This window comes from Citrobacter freundii complex sp. CFNIH9, from assembly GCF_002903305.1.
Taxonomy (GTDB): domain Bacteria; phylum Pseudomonadota; class Gammaproteobacteria; order Enterobacterales; family Enterobacteriaceae; genus Citrobacter; species Citrobacter portucalensis.
Genome location: NZ_CP026238.1, coordinates 2,710,829 through 2,730,651, shown reverse-complemented (window position 1 = coordinate 2,730,651; position 19,823 = coordinate 2,710,829). Strand labels below are relative to the sequence as shown.

14 protein-coding genes, 2 tRNA genes and 1 pseudogene are annotated in these 19,823 nt (G+C 52.0%); 9 read left to right on the top strand and 8 right to left on the bottom strand.

What is annotated here, in order from left to right:
- Positions 1–12 precede the first annotated feature (12 nt).
- Positions 13–1,704 (top strand): amidohydrolase, encoded by a 1,692-nt coding sequence (locus C2U43_RS13815; RefSeq protein ID WP_103285312.1) that lies wholly within the window; start codon positions 13–15, stop codon positions 1,702–1,704.
- A 54-nt stretch (positions 1,705–1,758) separates the two neighbouring features.
- Here the strand turns inward: C2U43_RS13815 and chaA are convergent, their stop codons facing one another.
- Positions 1,759–2,859 (bottom strand): sodium-potassium/proton antiporter ChaA, encoded by a 1,101-nt coding sequence (gene chaA / locus C2U43_RS13810; protein WP_048216245.1) that lies wholly within the window; start codon positions 2,857–2,859, stop codon positions 1,759–1,761.
- A 400-nt stretch (positions 2,860–3,259) separates the two neighbouring features.
- Here chaA and chaB point away from each other — a divergent pair, with 400 nt between their 5' ends.
- Complete coding sequence (gene chaB / locus C2U43_RS13805; protein ID WP_008784971.1) at positions 3,260–3,490, top strand: putative cation transport regulator ChaB; 231 nt, start codon at positions 3,260–3,262, stop codon at positions 3,488–3,490.
- 196 nt (positions 3,491–3,686) lie between these two features.
- Positions 3,687–4,382 carry a gamma-glutamylcyclotransferase gene (locus C2U43_RS13800; RefSeq protein ID WP_048235257.1) on the top strand — a complete coding sequence of 232 codons (696 nt, stop codon included), beginning with the start codon at positions 3,687–3,689 and terminating at the stop codon, positions 4,380–4,382.
- A gap of 54 nt (positions 4,383–4,436) precedes the next feature.
- Here C2U43_RS13800 and C2U43_RS13795 read toward each other — a convergent pair whose 3' ends face one another.
- Entirely contained in the window at positions 4,437–4,682 is a 246-nt protein-coding gene (locus tag C2U43_RS13795) for a DUF1883 domain-containing protein (RefSeq protein ID WP_038641131.1), read from the bottom strand.
- Positions 4,683–4,943: 261 nt separating this feature from the next.
- Positions 4,944–5,297: a DsrE/DsrF/TusD sulfur relay family protein gene (locus C2U43_RS13790; RefSeq protein WP_048235258.1), complete on the bottom strand. Its 354-nt coding sequence runs from the start codon at positions 5,295–5,297 to the stop codon at positions 4,944–4,946.
- A 218-nt stretch (positions 5,298–5,515) separates the two neighbouring features.
- On the opposite strand from C2U43_RS13790, the gene C2U43_RS13785 reads away from it, so the two are divergent.
- Positions 5,516–6,901: a YchO/YchP family invasin gene (locus tag C2U43_RS13785; RefSeq protein ID WP_103285311.1), complete on the top strand. Its 1,386-nt coding sequence runs from the start codon at positions 5,516–5,518 to the stop codon at positions 6,899–6,901.
- A gap of 21 nt (positions 6,902–6,922) precedes the next feature.
- Here C2U43_RS13785 and narL read toward each other — a convergent pair.
- Both narL and narX read right to left on the bottom strand, forming a co-directional pair.
- Positions 6,923–7,575: pseudogene (gene narL, locus C2U43_RS13780) on the bottom strand (two-component system response regulator NarL).
- On the bottom strand, positions 7,568–9,364 hold the full coding sequence (gene narX, locus C2U43_RS13775; protein ID WP_103285310.1) for a nitrate/nitrite two-component system sensor histidine kinase NarX: 1,797 nt from the start codon (positions 9,362–9,364) through the stop codon (positions 7,568–7,570). Before narX ends, narL begins: the two are co-directional and overlap by 8 nt.
- A 340-nt stretch (positions 9,365–9,704) precedes the next feature.
- On the opposite strand from narX, the gene C2U43_RS13765 reads away from it, so the two are divergent.
- From C2U43_RS13765 to narI, 5 genes are all read left to right on the top strand, one after another.
- A complete protein-coding gene (locus tag C2U43_RS13765) occupies positions 9,705–11,096 on the top strand; it encodes a NarK family nitrate/nitrite MFS transporter (protein ID WP_003833390.1) in 1,392 nt (463 codons plus the stop codon).
- A gap of 395 nt (positions 11,097–11,491) precedes the next feature.
- Positions 11,492–15,235 carry a nitrate reductase subunit alpha gene (locus C2U43_RS13760; RefSeq protein ID WP_079935302.1) on the top strand — a complete coding sequence of 1,248 codons (3,744 nt, stop codon included), beginning with the start codon at positions 11,492–11,494 and terminating at the stop codon, positions 15,233–15,235.
- Positions 15,232–16,770, top strand: a complete 1,539-nt coding sequence (narH, locus tag C2U43_RS13755) for a nitrate reductase subunit beta (protein WP_003833388.1) — start codon at positions 15,232–15,234, stop codon at positions 16,768–16,770. The genes C2U43_RS13760 and narH overlap by 4 nt, the downstream gene beginning before the upstream one ends.
- Entirely contained in the window at positions 16,767–17,477 is a 711-nt protein-coding gene (gene narJ, locus C2U43_RS13750; protein WP_103285309.1) for a nitrate reductase molybdenum cofactor assembly chaperone, read from the top strand. The genes narH and narJ overlap by 4 nt, the downstream gene beginning before the upstream one ends.
- On the top strand, positions 17,477–18,154 hold the full coding sequence (gene narI / locus C2U43_RS13745) for a respiratory nitrate reductase subunit gamma (protein ID WP_003833386.1): 678 nt from the start codon (positions 17,477–17,479) through the stop codon (positions 18,152–18,154). The genes narJ and narI overlap by 1 nt, the downstream gene beginning before the upstream one ends.
- 448 nt (positions 18,155–18,602) lie before the next feature.
- Here the strand turns inward: narI and C2U43_RS13740 are convergent.
- The 3 genes from C2U43_RS13740 to purU all read right to left on the bottom strand — a co-directional run bounded on the left by C2U43_RS13740 (position 18,603) and on the right by purU (position 19,805).
- Positions 18,603–18,687 (bottom strand) — tRNA-Tyr (locus C2U43_RS13740).
- Between the two features lie 34 nt (positions 18,688–18,721).
- Positions 18,722–18,806, bottom strand: a tRNA-Tyr gene (locus C2U43_RS13735).
- A 156-nt stretch (positions 18,807–18,962) separates the two neighbouring features.
- Positions 18,963–19,805 (bottom strand): formyltetrahydrofolate deformylase, encoded by an 843-nt coding sequence (purU, locus tag C2U43_RS13730; RefSeq protein WP_048224038.1) that lies wholly within the window; start codon positions 19,803–19,805, stop codon positions 18,963–18,965.
- Positions 19,806–19,823: the final 18 nt, after the last annotated feature.

The following is a 19,823-nucleotide window of genomic DNA, read 5'->3' as shown; positions in this document are numbered from 1 at the left end:
AGGTAGATAAATATGATGGGTAAACTGGGGCTTCGCTTTAATACTCCCCCTCCGGCTATTCGCAAAGCAACGTTGGCCGCAATTCTGATCGGAACTTCATTTCTGGCGCATTCTCAGGACAAGGCCGATGTTATTTTGTATAACGGCAAGCTGATTACCATGGATGAACAACAACCCAACGCGCAGGCGCTGGCGGTAAAAGGGCGGCATATTATTGCGGTGGGTAATAATGAAACGGTGAAAAAATGGTCCGGACCGAACACGAAGGAAATCAATCTTACGGGGCAAACCGTTATTCCGGGATTAATTGATGCGCATCTGCATGGCATTCGGGGGGGGAGGACGTTTTTATTTGAAACCTACTGGTTTGATACTAAAAATTTACCCGATGCGTTAAATAAATTGTCGCAATCTGCGGCACAGAAAAATACTGCGCAATGGGTGGCGGTGGCTGGCTCATGGATACCTGAACAATTTGCTGAAAAACGGGATCCGACGGTTCAGGAACTGAATCAGGCGGTGCCTCAGCATCCTGCGTATATACAAAGCCTTTATGACTATGCCCTGTTAAATCAAAAGGCTATCGAAACCCTAAAACTTAATAGTCCACAGCCGGATGTTCCGGCAGGGATCGTGATAGAACGTGATGACAAAGGGCTGGCAACGGGGAAATTGCGCGGGACCATTGGCAGTTTTAACCAGCTTTTCGCCCAGATTAGCCAGACTTCCGATGTTGAAAAGAACCTTAACGCCTTTGTTCGTTATTTAAATAAACGCGGCGTGGTCGGGTTTATCGATCCTTCTGCCGGGCATGAGCAAGCTTATCGTGATTTCTTTAAACTTCAGCAGCAGCAACCTCTCAGGATACGTGTTGGATATCGTTTATCCGCACCGCCTGGTAATGAAACGGAATGGTTTAAACAACGTCTGGTATTTCGCCCGGCAATACACGATGACGGCAGAATAGCCTTTCTGGGCTTCGGTGAAAGCCTGGTGATGGCAATGAATGACGGCGTACGGATGTCATCTGGATTTAAGTCTTCTGCACAATCCCAACAAGAACAATTTAAGGTGCTCCAGCTTGCCGCCCAGGAAGGGGTCGCCGTAGAAATACATGCCTATACCGATGACAGTGCGGATGCGATTTTAGATCTCATTAGCGAGGTGGCTAAATCGTATGACATTGCTCCGTTACGCTGGTCTATTGCGCATCTCAATACCGGTACGCCAGAAACAATTACCCGCATGAAGAAACTCGGCTTGGCCTATTCTGTCCAGATGGGGCCATATTTTGAATCTCCCGCCATTGGACGCGCAAATGGTAAAACGGTGGCGGCACTCTCATCACCAGTTCAACCCGCGTTAGAGCAGGGGGTAATCGTTGCCGGCGGTACAGATGCGACGCGGATTGGCGTTGCGGGAGTGTGGCATGCCATTGAGTATCATGTCACAGGTAAAGCACTCGACGGCTCAGTACGCCATGACACCCGCCAGTTAAGTCGGGAAGATGCGTTAAAAATGTATACCCGAAATGCCGCCTGGCTGGCTTTTGCAGAACAGCAGAGGGGTAGTTTGCGGGAAGGTAAGTTCGCCGATTTTGCGGTGCTTAATCAGGATATTATGGCTATTCCGGCAGACAAATTGCACCAAACGGAGGAGTTATTAACGTTTGTCGATGGTCAACAGGTTTATCCGGAGCTGTGAGCGGTAAAAGAAAACGGCCCTGAGAAGGGCCGTGGGTTCTACCAGAAAAACTCATCAGGCAAATATCGTCATCAGATAGGCGATAAACAGCGCCAGATGCGCCGCACCGTTAAGCACATTGGTGCGTCCGGTGGAGAAAGAGATGTGGCACAGTACCAGTGATGAAACCATCACAATCATCTCTGGCGCGCCCAGCGCAAAGACCAAATCATTCCCGGTTGCCCATGCGATCAGGGTCACTACCGGAACGGTCAGTGAAATGGTGGCTAATACTGAACCGAAAAACAAATTCATCGCCCGTTGTACCTGGTTGCTCAGAACCGCTTTCAGCGCACCCAGCCCTTCAGGAGAGAGGATCAGTAACGCTACCAGGAAACCGGTAAAGGCGACCGGCGCATTCAGTTCAGTCAGCAATGTCTCCAGCGGGCTGGCGTTCATCTTGGTCACAGCAATAACGGCGATCAGATGAATGATAAGCCAGGCAGCGTGCCATAAATTGCTATGTGCTGACGGTTTACCGTGATGCGGGTCGTCATCGTCACCCTCGTCTTCATGCTCGTAAATGAACAGACTCTGGTGCGTTTTAGTTTGGATCAGCAAAAATACACCGTACATTGCCGCAGAAATTAACGCCACCAACAGCGCTTGTGCGGTAGTGAAATTCGCACCCGGTAAAGCCATCGGGAACACCAGTACAATAATGGCCAGTGGGAACAGAGCAATTAAATACTGCTTAATACCAAACAGATTCATATACTGAGTGGCAAATTTACGGCCACCTAACAGTAATGAAAAACCGACCAGGCCGCCGGTTACGATCATAATGATTGAATATAGCGTATCGCGCATGAGCGTAGGCGCTGCATCGCCCGTCGCCATTAATGCGGAGATTAAGCTGACTTCAAGAATAACAACGGACAGGCTGAGGATCAGCGACCCGTAGGGTTCGCCAAGTCGATGTGCTAATACATCCGCATGACGGACAACACTGAATGCACTGCTTAATATACCAATAAGGGCCAGCGCATTAATGCCGATGACCACTGGTAGTGACTGACTGCTCCCCCATAAGAACAGTACTACCAGTGCCAAAATCGGGAAGACGAGAGAGGTCTCCTTGTGGCGGGTTTTTACCGCCTCATGTACGTGTGTCATTGAATTAATTCTCCGTCTCTGCAGGTATTTATACCCGTCATACTTCAAGTTGCTTATGTGTTGGCTACGCTCGCTCACCCCAGTCACATAGTTATCTATGCTCCTGGGGATTCACTCCCTTGCCGCCTTTAAGCAACTCGAATTATTTAGGGTATATAATTATAAAAAGTATTAAAGAATGTAAAAAATAACAGAAAACCTGGTTTTGCAGGTAACATTTTACGTAATTTTACTGCATCGCTTATTTTTCCTCTCAAAGCGGTCAAAAACAAAGTTCTTGTCTATAGACTGTTTAATTAACAGAAGGTTAGATGAATAAAATTTCTATAAATGTCCATTATTGGCGCATCACAGCATTGTTAACCACACTTAAGGTTTAGCCTAAAAAGAGGAGTTCACAATGCCATATAAATCCAAAAGCGATCTGCCTGAAAGCGTGCAGCATGTTCTGCCAGCCCATGCTCAGGACATCTACAAAGAAGCTTTCAACAGCGCCTGGGAACAATATAAAGATAAATCTGACCGTCGTGATGATGCTACCCGTGAAGAGACAGCACACAAGGTGGCGTGGGCCGCGGTCAAAAATGATTATCAAAAAGGTGATGATGATAAATGGCATAAAAAGGCGTAACAGTATCAATTATAATGCCTTTATGAACTAGCTTGCATCAGGCGTTAGCGAATCGTGCTACGCCGCGCCGTTGCTGGCTTGCAAGCGAGCGGTGAATTGCCTATTGTCCAGCTATTGGTTTCAAAATGAGCAGCAAAAAAGCCCGGAAGGCGTCAAAAAAGTTGTCGCAGGGAAGCAGCAGTGGCGGAGGTGTAAGGTGTTAACGCGTGATTTTTTATTGAATGCCGACTGTAAGACGGCATTTGGTGCTATTGAAGAATCACTACTCTGGTCAGCGGAACAACGGGCAGCCTCACTGGCCGCCACGCTTGCATGCCGACCAGATGATGGACCGGTGTGGATCTTCGGTTATGGATCGTTGATGTGGAACCCGGCCTTAGAGTTTGAAGAGTCCTGTACCGGGACGTTAGTCGGCTGGCACCGTGCATTTTGTCTGCGCCTGACGGCGGGGCGAGGAACGGCGTGTCAACCAGGACGTATGCTGGCCCTGAAAGAGGGCGGACGCACCACCGGTGTGGCCTACCGTTTGCCGGACGCGTCGCTGGAACAAGAGCTTTCTCTGCTGTGGAAGCGTGAAATGATCACCGGATGCTATCTACCAACCTGGTGCCAGTTGACGTTGGATGACGGTCGGGCGGTAAACGCGCTGGTCTTTATTATGGATCCGCGTCATCCGCTGTTTGAGTCAGATACGCGCGCGCAGGTGATTGCGCCGCTTATCGCCGCGGCGAGCGGACCTTTAGGCACCAATGCCCAGTATCTGTTCTCACTGGAACAAGAGCTGGTCAAGTTGGGGATGCAGGATGACTGTCTTAACGATCTGGTGATCACGGTCAAACGATTGTTGGGAGAGAACCTACCGGAAGGTGTTATGCGTCCAGGATTTGCCTAATATCGCCCGATGTTGTATGCCCGATAAGTCAGGTGCTTATCGGGCGTTTAACGCTTAGGCTGCAATAAAACTTATCGAATGCTCGAGCGACTGGCTATGGCTGTCGATCAGCACATTCCAGACGCCGGTATACGGTACGGTTAACCATGCGTTATCACGATCCTGCACGCTTAAGATGTCGGACTGCGTGTCTTTGACGTGATTTTTCTCGCTCATCAGGTGGATGTGGCAGCGCTCAGAACAGCGCACTACCACCGTATCACCACCAAATAACTTTAAACTCGCCTTCACTAATGCCATTTTTCACCCCGTTCTTGAAAACAACGTACTTTCTGTCGAAAGTGCTGCGTGATGTTGTTCACATTTCACTCACTGCATAACACCAAAGGGGGAGCAACAGGATGCTGATTTTGATCAAAAAATGGCATAACGATTAAACAAAAGTGACAAAATACCTCAAAAGGGTTGAAAGGGCGTGCTAACGTTCAACGAAACCGCGCCCATCTACGATTAAATTCGGAAATTATCGACACTTTCAGTGAGCTTGCCTGAAGCGGTGTATCAGAAGGTTAATACTTTATCTGCAGCCAGCGTCCATTGAGCCAGTTCTACCAGCGTGCCGACGGCTACTCCGTCAATTAACGGCAGCGTCGTGATCCCACGGCCATCGGTGCAGGTTTTGCACAGTTTGACCGGCACATTTTGCGCCGTCAGGATCTCCAGCATTTGCTGAATATTATATCCTTCCGCAGGTTTTTGACCGCTAAGCCCCGCCGTTACCGCGTCCGACATTAAAAATAAACGTAGGTCGAGTTCCGCATCCTGTTCGCGCAGGGCGATGGCCAGACGCAGGCTGTTAAATAACGATTCGCTTCCATAGGCTGCACCGTTCGCGACGATCACTATCTTTTGCATTATTACTCCTGTTGTCAGATGGAAGGGATAATTCCTGGCGTGTATGTTACTCCCTGTTCCTGATGTGGGAAAGAAAGCATGGTTGCAGGAGTGGGTACCTCTAATTATCCATGTCAGAAAATCCCGAAAACGGGGATAAAGGCTGCAATTAACAGCCGAAGACGTTATGGTTTAGGTTAAGTGTGTCTAATTAATTGATGTAAGAAACAACTGACGATTTGAGCCGTAATATTTATTTTTCTCTCGCTGTATTCTCACTCTTGCCATTGGCAGGCGGTATTGCCAGCGCGCAGCCATCTTTTGTGCACCAGGCTGAAAACCCTTTCGATAACAATAGTGATGGCTTGCCCGATCTCGGTATGGCGCCGGAGTCGCGGGCAGGCGAAAAGCACTTTGCTGAAATGGTCAAAGCGTTTGGTGAAGCAAGCATGACCGATAACGGGCTTGATACGGGTGAACAGGCGAAGCAGTTCGCGTTTGGTCAGGTGCGTGACACGGTCAGTGAACAGGTTAATCAGCAACTGGAATCCTGGCTCTCTCCCTGGGGAAACGCCAGCGTTGGATTGCAGATGGATAACGAAGGCAGCTTTACCGGAAGTCGGGGAAGCTGGTTTATCCCATGGCAGGACAATCAACGATATTTAACCTGGAGCCAGTTGGGGCTGACGCAACAGGACGAAGGTTTAGTCAGCAATGCGGGGATTGGGCAGCGCTGGGTACGCGACGGCTGGTTTCTGGGTTACAACACCTTTTATGACAACCTGTTGGATGAAAATCTGCCCCGGGGAGGCCTTGGCGCCGAGGCGTGGGGTGAATACTTGCGCTTATCCGCTAACTATTACCAACCGCTGTCCTCCTGGCAGGAGCGTTCCGCAACCCAGGAACAACGGATGGCCCGCGGCTACGACCTGACTGCGCAAATGCGCATGCCGTTCTATCAACACCTCAATACCAGCGTCAGCGTGGAACAGTATTTTGGCGACCGGGTGGATCTGTTTCATTCCGGAACCGGGTACCACAATCCTGTGGCGGTGAATCTGGGATTGAGCTATACGCCGGTGCCGTTGATTACCGTGACGGCACAACATAAGCAGGGCGAAAGCGGAGTCAGCCAGAATAACCTCGGCTTAACGCTGAATTACCGCTTTGGCGTGCCGCTAAAAAAACAACTGATGGTCAGCGAGGTGGCAAACAGCCGATCGCTGCGCGGCAGTCGTTATGACGACCCGCAGCGTAACAATCTGCCGACGCTGGAATATCGCCAGCGTAAAACATTGTCGGTATTTTTGGCCACGCCGCCCTGGGATCTCAAGTCTGGTGAGACGGTGGCGCTGAAGCTGCAGGTGCGTAGTTTGCATGGGATCCGCCATTTGACCTGGCAGGGTGATACCCAGGCGTTGAGTTTAACGGCGGGTAGCGATAACCGAAGCGCGCAAGGCTGGACGATTATTATGCCGAAGTGGGACAGCAGCGAAGGCGCGACAAACCGCTGGCGGTTGTCTGTGGTGGTAGAAGATGAGCAGGGTCAGCGTGTCTCTTCCAATGAGATCACGCTATCACTGACCGAACCGTTTATTACCGTTTCGGAAAATGATCCTCGTTAGCAATGAAGCATCAACGCGTTATCAGAAAATGCGTTCCTGATGTACCCATACCGCGGCTTCGACGCGTGATTTGAGCTTCATTTTCTTCAACATATGCTTCACATGGACTTTTACCGTACTTTCAGTGATGTCCAGACGACGGGCGATCATCTTGTTCGGCAGCCCCTGGGCAATGAGCTTGAGAATGTCGCGCTCACGCGGTGTCAGTTGGGTGACATCACGGTCCGACGTTGCACGATTAGCACGCAGGCTGGCGGCCAGAACCGGCGTTAAGGCTTTTCACTCAGCACCATTTCACCGGCCGCTGACTGCTGTAAGGCTTTGAGTAAATCTTCAGGCTCCATATCTTTTAGCAGATAACCGTCAGCGCCGCGTTTCAGTGCGGTAACGACATCTTCTTCATGATTGGATACGCTAAACACCACGATGCGGCCAGACAGGGACTTTTCACGCAGCTTATCGAGAGTTTCCAGGCCGTTCATGCCGGGCATGTTGAGATCAAGCAGGATCAGATCGGGATCAAGGGATTCAGCCAGCTCGATACCCTGCTCACCATTGCTGGCTTCGCCGACAACGGTAATATCGGGCGCCATGCTGACAAGCTGTTTTACACCGGTTCGCAGCATCGGATGATCGTCGATCAACAGGATGGTTGCCGGTTCCAGATTACTCATGGGTATCTCCTTGGACTTCTGTGAAGTTTGTTTCGGGAATAAAAGTGACAGCAACTTCAGTACCGCCCGTCTCGCGACGGCGTACGCGGCAATCGCCGCGCAAGCTCTGCGCACGATCGCGCATTATAATCATGCCGTAGTGGTTACTGCGTTCGGCGTTTTCCGGTACGCCGCAGCCGTTATCTTGCACTGTTAGTTTGACCTGCTTGCCATTTTGCACCACCGTCACGACCACTTCATTGGCCTGAGAGTGTTTAAGTGCATTACTCAGGGCTTCGCGCGCAATTTGTAGCAGGTGAATCGCCTGATGCGAAGGGACCAGGCGTGGCGGTAGCTGATAATCCAGCTTAACCGTAAATCCAAAACGGGCGCTGTACTCCTGACAGCTGGCTTCCAGCGCCGGCCGTAATCCAGGTTCTGTGAGCTGTAAACGGAAGGTGGTTAACAGCTCACGCAGTTGTGCCCACGAAGCATTCAGCTCGTTACGAATCTGGCTGAGCAACTCGCGACAGTTATCTGAAAGCGCATCGCCCTGCATCTGCAAACAGCTAACCTGCATCTTCATACAAGAGAGCGATTGTGCAATAGAATCATGAAGTTCGCGTGCAATGGTGGCACGCTCTTCCATCACGATCAACTGCTGCTGACGCTCCTGATGTCTGTCGAGCGCGAGTGTTGCGGTCAGTTGCTCAACCAGGGTATCAACCAGCTGCTGCTGATCGTGGCTGAGATGGCGTCCGTTCGGCAAGGTGGCGAGCAGAATACCATATTGGGTATGCGCATCGGTCAGCCGCCATTTCAATGTGATCCCGCCGTCAATCGCGGGCAGCGTTCCGCGAGGACACAGATGGCAACCTTTTTCATCACAGCTGGCATTGGACTGACAGGTAAATTCCTGATGATTGTCTTCATCTTCCAGGTCGTAAACCCGGAGTTCAATATCATGTAGCAAGGTCAAATTTTGCAGACCGTTCAGCACCGGAGAGAGGCGTTCGCACAACGGCACCTGAGAGTGCAGGCGGCGGTTGGCTTGCCACAGAAAAGAAAGGATCTGATTTTTGTGCTCCAGTCCCGCCGTTTTTTCCTGCACCCGCTGTTCCAGCACGGCATAACTCTCAGCCAGCTCTTCTGACATATTATTCAGTGCCGAACCCAGAGCGGCCATCTCATTACGCCCGCTGATACGCGCGCGTTGGGTAAAATCACGTTGGCTGACGGCTCGCGCCATCGCCAGCAGCTGTTTCCACGGCTCTAACAGGCGCACGCGCAGCCAGATAATGGTGAAAACCAGCAGCAATGCCATAAATATGGCCATCAGGCGATGCAGCAGGACGACGCGTTCAATGCGTAATTCGGTGGTATGGTCAAAGGCGGTAACCAGCTTATCCAGACCGCCTACAAAGCGCGTTACATCCTGCGCTACCGCATCAGGCGTTTGCGCATGCACAAGCCCCGGCGCCAGTTCAGTGTGCCAGTAATCCTGTAGTGCTTTTAACTGCGCCTGTTGTCCGTCTCGCTTTGCGGCACGCGTCAACTCCGGGCTAAACGCCGTTTTCTCCATTTCATCCAGAAGCGGTTGATCGCTAGCGTCCAGCGGTACGGCTGCCAGCAGGCGATAACTCTGCATGCGCAGCGATCCCGCTTTGTTGATTGCATGGGCGCTACCCTGAACGCCCTGAACCAGCCAGCCAGAGACAGCCATACCCGCCACGCCGATGGCTGTGGACAATAAAACAATCAGCGCCACCTGGTTGACCAGCGTAAGCGGGGAGAGACAACGTTTAAACATGGTGACTTGTTCCTTCGGGTTTTCGTCGAACAGAAAACCTTATTGAATGACGATTCTGCTGCAGGCAGTGGCGTTATTCTCGGCGATACACTGGAGTATACCCATACCTCAAACGGGCTACCTCTTAATTGCCAGTGGAGGGAGAGATCCCGGGCGAGGGGGAGTAGGGGACGACAGAAGCGTGAAAAACCACATCTTTTTTACCGAAGTTATGTACTCATTTAGGGTAATGATAAATTTTAGGCATGAATAATGACACCTTTTCCTTTGATTTATATCAACTTACCTCCAGCTGTAAACCCTAATGTTGCAGGCATCGAAACAAGTATCAGAGGTGTCTATGAGTCACTCATCTGCCCCGGAAAGGGCATCTGGAGCTGTAATTACCGAATGGCGGCCGGAAGATCCCGCCTTCTGGCAGCAGCGAGGTCAACGAATCGCCAGCCGTAACCTGTGGATTTCCGTCCCTTGCTTGCTGCTGGCGTTTTGCGTGTGGATGTTATTTAGCGCCGTGGCGGTGAACTTACCGAAAGTCGGATTTGATTTCACCACTGAACAGCTGTTCATGCTGACGGCATTACCTTCGGTGTCCGGCGCGCTGCTGCGTGTTCCGTACTCCTTTATGGTTCCCCTGTTTGGTGGACGTCGCTGGACAGCGTTTAGCACCGGTATCCTGATCATTCCTTGCGTATGGTTAGGTTTTGCGGTGCAGGATACCTCCACGCCGTTTAGTACCTTTATTATTATCTCTCTGTTGTGCGGTTTCGCCGGTGCGAACTTTGCGTCCAGCATGGCAAACATCAGTTTCTTCTTTCCAAAACAGAAACAGGGTGGTGCGCTGGGTCTGAACGGTGGCCTGGGCAACATGGGCGTCAGCGTGATGCAGTTGGTTGCGCCGCTGGTGGTTTCACTGTCAATCTTTGCCGCATTTGGTAGCCACGGGGTTGAACAACCGGATGGTACGCAGCTGTATCTGGCAAACGCCGCATGGATTTGGGTACCGTTCCTTGCGGTGTTAACGCTGGCTGCATGGTTTGGTATGAATGAACTGGCAACCTCAAAAGCGTCGCTGAAAGAGCAATTGCCGGTGCTGAAACGTGGGCATCTGTGGATTATGAGCCTGCTGTATCTGGCAACCTTCGGTTCATTCATCGGTTTCTCTGCCGGTTTTGCCATGTTGTCAAAAACGCAGTTTCCTGAGGTACAGATCCTGCATTACGCCTTCTTTGGACCGTTGATTGGCGCGCTGGCTCGTTCAGCGGGCGGCGCAATCTCTGACCGTCTGGGCGGAACCCGTGTAACGCTGGTGAACTTCGTGCTGATGGCTATTTTCAGTGCCTTACTGTTCCTGACGCTGCCATCAAACGGTGTCGGTGGCAACTTTATCGCCTTCTTCGCGGTGTTCCTGGCATTGTTCCTGACGGCTGGTCTGGGGAGTGGTTCAACCTTCCAGATGATCTCCGTTATCTTCCGCAAGCTGACGATGGACAGAGTGAAAGCTGAAGGTGGTTCAGAAGAGAAAGCAATGCGCGAAGCAGCAACCGACACCGCGGCAGCGTTGGGCTTTATCTCAGCCATTGGTGCGATTGGCGGCTTCTTTATCCCGAAAGCATTTGGTACGTCTCTGGCGTTAACTGGTTCGCCGGTCGATGCGATGAAAGTCTTTCTGATCTTCTATGTCGCTTGTGTGGTCATCACCTGGGCGGTATACGGACGTCATTCTAAAAAGTAAAAAAGTAGTAGCAGTTGATTATCCATTGCGCGGTGTTAGACCGCGCTTTTTTTTGTTCTAAATTAGTTACAACATACTTATATGTGAGCTCATGACGAAAGTCTGCGAAAACGGTGCTGGTAATATGCTAAGCAGGGGGGATACCCCTTAATACCCACTTATAAAGAATTTAACATTTGTATGATAAGTGAATTATTTAAAATCCTTTAAATTCAAAACATTACGTTAAAAAACAATATCCCACTTTGGGGGTATGTAAAAACCAACCTCCATTTTTCATCCCTGCATGCCTTGATCGTTATCAATTCTCACGCCCTTTCAGAGCGTTACCTTCGCTCTCAATCAAGCAATGTCGATTTATCAGAGAGCCGTCAGGCTCCTACAGGAGAAAACCGATGAGTAAATTCCTGGACCGGTTTCGCTACTTCAAGCAGAAGGGCGAAACCTTTGCCGATGGGCATGGCCAGCTTCTCAATACCAACAGGGACTGGGAGGACGGATACCGCCAGCGTTGGCAGCATGACAAAATCGTGCGTTCAACCCACGGGGTAAACTGCACGGGCTCATGCAGCTGGAAAATCTATGTGAAAAATGGTCTGGTGACCTGGGAGACCCAGCAAACTGACTACCCACGCACGCGTCCAGATATGCCTAACCACGAGCCTCGCGGCTGCCCACGTGGTGCAAGCTATTCCTGGTATCTCTACAGCGCTAACCGTCTGAAATACCCACTGATGCGCAAACGTCTGATGAAGATGTGGCGTGAAGCAAAAAGACTGCACAGCGATCCGGTAGACGCATGGGCATCCATCATCGAAGACGCCGACAAAGCAAAAAGCTTCAAACAAGCGCGCGGTCGTGGTGGATTTGTTCGTTCTTCCTGGCAGGAAGTGAATGAACTGATTGCTGCATCTAACGTTTACACCATCAAAACCTATGGCCCTGACCGCGTTGCAGGCTTCTCTCCGATCCCGGCGATGTCGATGGTTTCTTATGCTTCCGGCGCACGCTATATGTCGCTGATTGGCGGTACCTGCCTGAGCTTCTACGACTGGTACTGCGACCTGCCGCCGGCTTCCCCGCAAACCTGGGGCGAGCAAACCGACGTACCGGAATCTGCCGACTGGTATAACTCCAGCTACATTCTTGCATGGGGCTCTAACGTACCGCAGACCCGTACTCCGGATGCACACTTCTTTACTGAAGTTCGCTATAAAGGCACCAAAACGGTAGCGATTACTCCGGACTACGCAGAAATCGCCAAACTTTGCGACCTGTGGCTGGCACCGAAGCAGGGAACCGATGCTGCGATGGCAATGGCGATGGGCCATGTCATGCTGCGCGAGTTCCACCTCGATAACCCGAGCCAGTACTTCACCGACTACGTTCGTCGTTATACTGACATGCCAATGCTGGTGATGCTCGAAGAGCGTGACGGTTACTATGCTGCTGGTCGTATGCTGCGTGCGGCGGATCTGGTCGACTCTCTGGGCCAGCAAAATAACCCAGAATGGAAAACTGTCGCTATCAACAGCAACGGCGAAATGGTTGCGCCAAACGGTTCAATTGGTTTCCGTTGGGGCGAAAAGGGCAAATGGAACCTTGAGCAACGCGACGGTACGTCCGGTGATGAAACCGAACTGCAGCTCAGCCTGCTGGGTGGCCAGGACGATATCGCTGAAGTGGGCTTCCCGTACTTTGGCGGCGAAGGTACCGAGCACTTCAGTAAAGTAGAGCTGGAAAATATTCTGCTGCACAAACTGCCGGTTAAACGCCTGCAGTTGGCCGATGGCTCTACCGCGCTGGTGACCACCGTTTACGACCTGACCATGGCTAACTATGGCCTGGAACGTGGTCTGAACGACGAAAACTGCGCGACCAGCTACGATGACGTGAAAGCGTACACGCCGGCATGGGCAGAAAAAATCACTGGCGTATCACGTTCTCAGATCGTGCGCATTGCCCGTGAATTTGCGGATAACGCCGATAAAACACACGGTCGTTCGATGATCATCGTCGGTGCGGGCCTGAACCACTGGTACCACCTCGATATGAACTATCGTGGCCTGATCAATATGCTGGTGTTCTGCGGTTGTATCGGTCAGAGCGGCGGCGGTTGGGCCCACTACGTCGGCCAGGAAAAACTGCGTCCGCAAACCGGCTGGCAGCCGCTGGCGTTTGCTCTTGACTGGCAGCGTCCGCCTCGTCATATGAACAGCACTTCCTACTTCTATAACCACTCCAGCCAATGGCGCTATGAGACGGTTACTGCGCAGGAACTGCTTTCCCCGATGGCAGACAAATCCCGCTACAGCGGTCATTTGATTGATTTTAACGTTCGCGCTGAACGTATGGGCTGGTTGCCATCTGCGCCGCAGTTAGGGACTAACCCACTGCGTATCGCCGAAGAAGCGCAGAAAGCAGGTATGACGCCGGTGGATTACACCGTTAAATCCCTGAAAGAAGGTTCTATTCGCTTTGCGGCAGAGCAGCCGGAAAACGGTAAAAACCATCCGCGCAACCTGTTTATCTGGCGTTCTAACCTGCTCGGTTCTTCCGGTAAAGGCCACGAGTACATGCTCAAGTATCTGCTGGGTACTGAACATGGTATTCAGGGCAAAGATCTCGGCCAGCAGAGCGGCGTGAAGCCTGAAGAAGTGGAATGGCAGGATAACGGCCTGGACGGCAAACTGGATCTGGTTGTCACGCTGGACTTCCGTCTGTCGAGCACCTGTCTGTATTCCGACATCGTGTTGCCGACCGCAACCTGGTATGAAAAAGACGATATGAATACCTCGGACATGCATCCGTTTATTCATCCTCTGTCTGCGGCCGTTGACCCGGCCTGGGAATCGAAGAGCGACTGGGAAATCTACAAAGCCATCGCCAAGAAATTCTCTGAAGTTTGCGTGGGCCATCTCGGTAAAGAAACTGACGTCGTTACGCTGCCTATTCAGCACGACTCTGCCGCAGAACTGGCACAACCGCTGGACGTGAAGGACTGGAAAAAAGGTGAATGTGACCTGATTCCTGGTGTTACCGCGCCGCACATCATGACCGTTGAGCGTGATTATCCGGCAACATACGAGCGTTTCACCTCCATCGGCCCGCTGATGGAAAAAATCGGTAACGGCGGTAAAGGGATTGCCTGGAATACCCAGAGCGAAATGGATCTGCTGCGTAAGCTCAATTACACCAAGGCTGAAGGTCCGGCAAAAGGCCAGCCGATGCTGGATACCGCAATTGATGCAGCCGAGATGATCCTGACGCTGGCGCCGGAAACTAACGGTCAGGTAGCCGTTAAAGCCTGGGCTGCGCTGAGTGAATTTACCGGTCGTGACCATACGCATCTGGCGCTGAATAAAGAAGACGAAAAAATTCGCTTCCGCGATATTCAGGCGCAGCCGCGCAAAATTATCTCCAGCCCGACCTGGTCAGGACTGGAAGATGAACACGTGTCTTATAACGCCGGCTATACCAACGTTCACGAGCTGATCCCATGGCGTACGCTGTCTGGTCGCCAGCAGTTGTATCAGGATCATCAGTGGATGCGTGACTTTGGTGAAAGTCTGCTGGTTTACCGTCCGCCAATCGACACCCGTTCGGTGAAAGCGGTGATTGGGGAGAAATCTAACGGTAACCCGGAAAAAGCGCTCAACTTCCTGACGCCGCACCAGAAATGGGGTATCCACTCCACTTACAGCGACAACTTGCTGATGCTGACGCTGTCACGCGGTGGCCCGATTGTGTGGATGAGCGAAGTCGATGCGAAGGATCTGGGAATCGAAGATAACGACTGGATCGAAGTCTTCAACAGCAACGGTGCGCTGACGGCACGTGCAGTTGTCAGCCAGCGTGTACCGGCCGGGATGACCATGATGTACCACGCGCAGGAACGTATCGTTAACCTGCCGGGTTCAGAAATCACCCAGCAGCGCGGTGGGATCCACAACTCGGTGACCCGTATTACGCCGAAACCGACCCATATGATCGGCGGCTATGCGCAGCTGGCCTACGGCTTTAACTACTACGGCACCGTCGGTTCAAACCGTGATGAGTTCGTAGTTGTACGTAAGATGAAGAACATTAACTGGTTGGATGGCGAAGGCAATGACCAGGTACAGGAGAGCGTAAAATGAAAATTCGTTCACAAGTCGGCATGGTGCTGAATCTCGATAAGTGCATCGGCTGCCACACCTGTTCAGTGACCTGTAAAAACGTCTGGACCAGCCGTGAAGGTATGGAGTACGCCTGGTTCAACAACGTCGAAAGTAAGCCTGGCGTTGGCTTCCCGAACGACTGGGAAAACCAGGAAAAATGGAAGGGCGGTTGGATCCGTAAAATCAACGGCAAACTGCAGCCGCGCATGGGTAACAAAGCGCTGCTGTTGGGTAAAATCTTTGCTAACCCGCATCTGCCGGGCATGGATGATTACTACGAGCCGTTTGATTTTGACTACCAGACGTTGCATAACGCCCCGGCAGACAGCAAAGCGCAGCCGATTGCTCGTCCACGCTCGCTCATCACCGGTCAGCGAATGGACAAAATCACCAGCGGTCCGAACTGGGAAGAAATTCTCGGCGGCGAGTTTGAAAAACGCGCCAAAGACCAGAACTTCGAAAACATGCAGAAGGCGATGTACGGTCAGTTCGAAAACACCTTCATGATGTACCTGCCGCGTCTGTGTGAGCACTGCCTTAATCCGGCGTGTGTGGCGACCTGTCCGAGCGGAGCTATCTACAAGCGTGAAGAAGATGGCATCGTGCTGATCGACCAGGACAAGTGCCGCGGCTGGCGTATGTGTATCACCGGCTGCCCGTACAAGAAGATCTACTTCAACTGGAAGAGCGGGAAATCTGAGAAGTGCATTTTCTGCTACCCGCGTATCGAAGCTGGTCAGCCGACCGTTTGCTCCGAAACCTGTGTAGGTCGTATCCGTTACCTCGGCGTACTGCTGTATGACGCAGATGCGATCGAAAGTGCAGCAAGCACCGAGCACGAGAAAGATCTGTACCAGCGTCAGCTGGACGTGTTCCTCGATCCGAACGATCCGGCGGTTATTGAACAGGCGCTGAAAGATGGTATTCCGCTGAGCGTCATTGATGCCGCACAGCAGTCTCCGGTTTACAAAATGGCGATGGACTGGAAGCTGGCGCTGCCGCTGCATCCGGAATACCGCACGCTGCCGATGGTCTGGTACGTGCCGCCTTTGTCACCGATTCAGTCTGCCGCCGACGCGGGCGAGCTGGGCAGCAACGGTATTCTGCCGGATGTGGACAGTCTACGTATCCCGGTTCAGTACCTGGCGAACCTGCTGACTGCAGGTGACACCCAGCCGGTACTGTTGGCGCTGAAACGTATGCTGGCGATGCGTCACTACAAACGTGCGGAAACTGTTGACGGCAAAGTTGATACCCGTGCGCTGGAAGAGGTGGGCTTAAGCGAAGCGCAGGCACAGGAAATGTATCGTTACCTGGCGATCGCAAACTACGAAGATCGTTTCGTGGTACCGAGCAGCCATCGTGAACTGGCACGTGACGCGTTCCCGGAGAAAAGCGGTTGTGGCTTTACCTTCGGCGACGGTTGCCACGGTTCTGATACTAAATTCAATCTGTTCAACAGCCGCCGCATCGACGCTGTCGATGTGACCAGCAAAACGGAGCCGCACCAATGATTGAACTCGTCATTGTTTCGCGTCTGCTCGAGTACCCGGATGCTGCCTTGTGGCAGCATCAGCAGGAACTTTTCGATGCACTCGCGTCATCTGAGAACCTGGATAAAGAGGATGCCCAGACTCTGGGCGTTTTCATGCGCGATCTAACCTCGCAGGACATGCTGGATGTGCAGGCCGCCTACAGCGAACTGTTTGACCGTGGCCGCGCGACATCGCTGCTGCTGTTTGAACATGTTCACGGTGAATCCCGCGATCGCGGTCAGGCTATGGTTGACCTGATGGCACAGTATGAGCAGCACGGTTTGCAGCTCGACAGCCGCGAACTTCCCGATCATCTGCCGCTGTATCTGGAATACCTTGCGCAACTGCCGAAAAGCGAAGCGCTAGGTGGCTTACAGGATATTGCGCCGATTCTGGCACTGCTCAGCGCTCGTTTGCAACAGCGTGAAAGCCGTTATGCAGTGCTGTTCGATCTGCTGTTAAAACTGGCGAATACCGTTATCGACAGCGATAAAGTGGCTGAAAAAATTGCGGATGAAGCCCGTGACGATACTCCACAAGCGCTGGATGCGGTCTGGGAAGAAGAGCAGGTGAAATTCTTCGCCGATCAGGGGTGTGGCGAGTCGGAAATCTCCGCTCACCAGCGTCGTTTTGCCGGGGCCGTTGCGCCGCAGTATCTGAATATCACCACCGGAGGACAGCAATAATGCACTTCCTGAATACGTTCTTCTTTGACATCTATCCGTACATCGCGGGTTCTGTCTTTCTGATCGGCAGCTGGCTGCGTTATGACTATGGGCAATATACATGGCGTGCAGCTTCCAGTCAGATGCTGGATCGCAAAGGGATGAACCTGGCGTCAAACCTGTTTCACATCGGGATCCTGGGTATCTTTGCTGGGCACTTCCTTGGCATGTTGACGCCGCACTGGATGTATGAAGCCTGGCTACCGCTTGAAGTGAAACAAAAGATGGCAATGTTTGCGGGCGGTGCCAGTGGCCTGATGTGTCTGATTGGTGGTGTACTGCTGCTGAAACGTCGTCTGTTCAGCCCGCGCGTGCGGGCCACCACCACCGGGGCGGATATTCTGATCCTCTCACTGCTGGTGATCCAGTGTGCGCTGGGCCTGCTGACCATTCCGTTTTCCGCCCAGCATATGGACGGTAGCGAGATGATGAAGCTGGTGAACTGGGCGCAGACAGTGGTGACCTTCCAGGGCGGAGCGTCTCAATATCTCGATGGTGTTGCGTTCATTTTCCGTATGCACCTGGTGCTGGGTATGACGCTGTTCCTGTTGTTCCCATTCTCTCGTCTGGTACACATCTGGAGCGTCCCGGTCGAATATCTGACACGCAAATACCAGATTGTTCGCGCGCGTCACTAATCGTATATTTGAGAATGACAAAACCCTGCTTCGGCGGGGTTTTTTTATGCCTGTTTGCCGGATGGCGGCGCAAGCGCCTTATCCGGCCTACGAAGGTATCAGCGAGCGCTGTAGGCCTGATAAGTGCAGCAAATAGCGGGCACGTGTCGAGTTCGTAGGCCTGATAAGTGCAGCGCATCAGACGAATAGCGGGCACGTGTCGAGTTCGTAGGCCTGATAAGCGCAGCGCATCAGGCAAATTGCGGGCACGTGACGAGTTCGTAGGCCTGATAAGCGCAGCGCAGCAGACAAATTGCGGGCACATGTCGAGTTTGTAGGCCTGATAAGCGCAGTGCAGCGCAGCAGACAAATTACGGGCACATGTCGAGTTTGTAGGCCTGATAAGCATAGCGCATCAGGCAAATAAAAGGCATTGCTGAGGAATTGAGTGTGTTGCTTTATGAAGTGATGGTGGTGGGGGAAGGATTCGAACCTTCGAAGTCGATGACGGCAGATTTACAGTCTGCTCCCTTTGGCCGCTCGGGAACCCCACCAGGGGTAATTCAAATTGTAGGCAGTGCTAGAAGATGGTGGTGGGGGAAGGATTCGAACCTTCGAAGTCGATGACGGCAGATTTACAGTCTGCTCCCTTTGGCCGCTCGGGAACCCCACCACGGGGTAATGCTAATTACTGGCCTGCTTCCGTTGGAAGCGGGGCGCATCATATCAAATGATGCGCCCCTGTAAAGCATTCCGTTGATAAAAAAGAACTGGTTGCCTGATTTTTACACGTAAAGATGTAAAGGTAACCAATTAACTTATCAATCGATTACAGAATAATCGTTCGGTTACCGTAAACAAAGACGCGTTGAGCCAGAACCTGATACAGCGCACGGCTTAATACATTTTTTTCAACGTCGCGACCCGCGCGCATCATATCTTCGGCGGTGTAGGTGTGATCAACATGGATCACGTCCTGCATAATGATTGGGCCTTCATCGAGGTTATCATTCACGTAGTGGGCCGTCGCGCCGATGATCTTCACACCACGCTCATAAGCCTGATGGTACGGACGAGCACCAATGAATGCTGGCAGGAATGAATGGTGAATATTGATAATTTTATTCGGAAAGCGTGAAACAAATGTCGGGGTCAGAACGCGCATGTATTTAGCCAGCACGACATAGTCCGGCTGATGGGCGTCGATAGCATCAGCCATTTTCTCATCATGTTCGTCACGTGTTAAACCTTCATGGCTCACCAGCTCAAACGGAATATCAAACCGTTCAACCAGAGGACGCAAGGTCTCGTGATTGCCGATCACCGCGGCGATTTCAACATCCAGCCCGCCATAATTGGCCTTCATTAATAAATCGCCCAGGCAATGCGCTTCCTTGGTGACCAAAATGACGATGCGGCGGCGGCCTGCTGGGGTTAATTCACGAATCGAGCCTTCAGGTAAGGCGCTGTCCAGATCGGCAAGCAGCGTGACGTCGTTAAAAATGCCCTCCAGTTCGGTGCGCATAAAAAAGCGTCCGGTACGATGGTCCACAAACTCATTGTTCTGCACGATGTTCAGTTCATGCTTGTAACAGATATTCGTAATGCGCGCGATCAGACCTTTTTGGTCCGGGCAAATAGTACGCAGCACTTTTCGTTGTAATGAATGCATTTGCAGCGGTGATCCTGT

What these genes read in the sequence shown, in the direction of transcription:
- chaA (WP_048216245.1), bottom strand. Translation starts at nt 2,859, where the DNA reads ATGACACACGTACATGAGGCGGTAAAAACCCGCCACAAGGAGACCTCT.
- narX (WP_103285310.1), bottom strand. Translation starts at nt 9,364, where the DNA reads ATGTTTAAACGTTGTCTCTCCCCGCTTACGCTGGTCAACCAGGTGGCG.
- narH (WP_003833388.1), top strand. Translation starts at nt 15,232, where the DNA reads ATGAAAATTCGTTCACAAGTCGGCATGGTGCTGAATCTCGATAAGTGC.
- narJ (WP_103285309.1), top strand. Translation starts at nt 16,767, where the DNA reads ATGATTGAACTCGTCATTGTTTCGCGTCTGCTCGAGTACCCGGATGCT.
- C2U43_RS13815 (WP_103285312.1), top strand. Translation starts at nt 13, where the DNA reads ATGATGGGTAAACTGGGGCTTCGCTTTAATACTCCCCCTCCGGCTATT.
- chaB (WP_008784971.1), top strand. Translation starts at nt 3,260, where the DNA reads ATGCCATATAAATCCAAAAGCGATCTGCCTGAAAGCGTGCAGCATGTT.
- purU (WP_048224038.1), bottom strand. Translation starts at nt 19,805, where the DNA reads ATGCATTCATTACAACGAAAAGTGCTGCGTACTATTTGCCCGGACCAA.
- C2U43_RS13765 (WP_003833390.1), top strand. Translation starts at nt 9,705, where the DNA reads ATGAGTCACTCATCTGCCCCGGAAAGGGCATCTGGAGCTGTAATTACC.
- C2U43_RS13795 (WP_038641131.1), bottom strand. Translation starts at nt 4,682, where the DNA reads ATGGCATTAGTGAAGGCGAGTTTAAAGTTATTTGGTGGTGATACGGTG.
- narI (WP_003833386.1), top strand. Translation starts at nt 17,477, where the DNA reads ATGCACTTCCTGAATACGTTCTTCTTTGACATCTATCCGTACATCGCG.
- C2U43_RS13760 (WP_079935302.1), top strand. Translation starts at nt 11,492, where the DNA reads ATGAGTAAATTCCTGGACCGGTTTCGCTACTTCAAGCAGAAGGGCGAA.
- C2U43_RS13790 (WP_048235258.1), bottom strand. Translation starts at nt 5,297, where the DNA reads ATGCAAAAGATAGTGATCGTCGCGAACGGTGCAGCCTATGGAAGCGAA.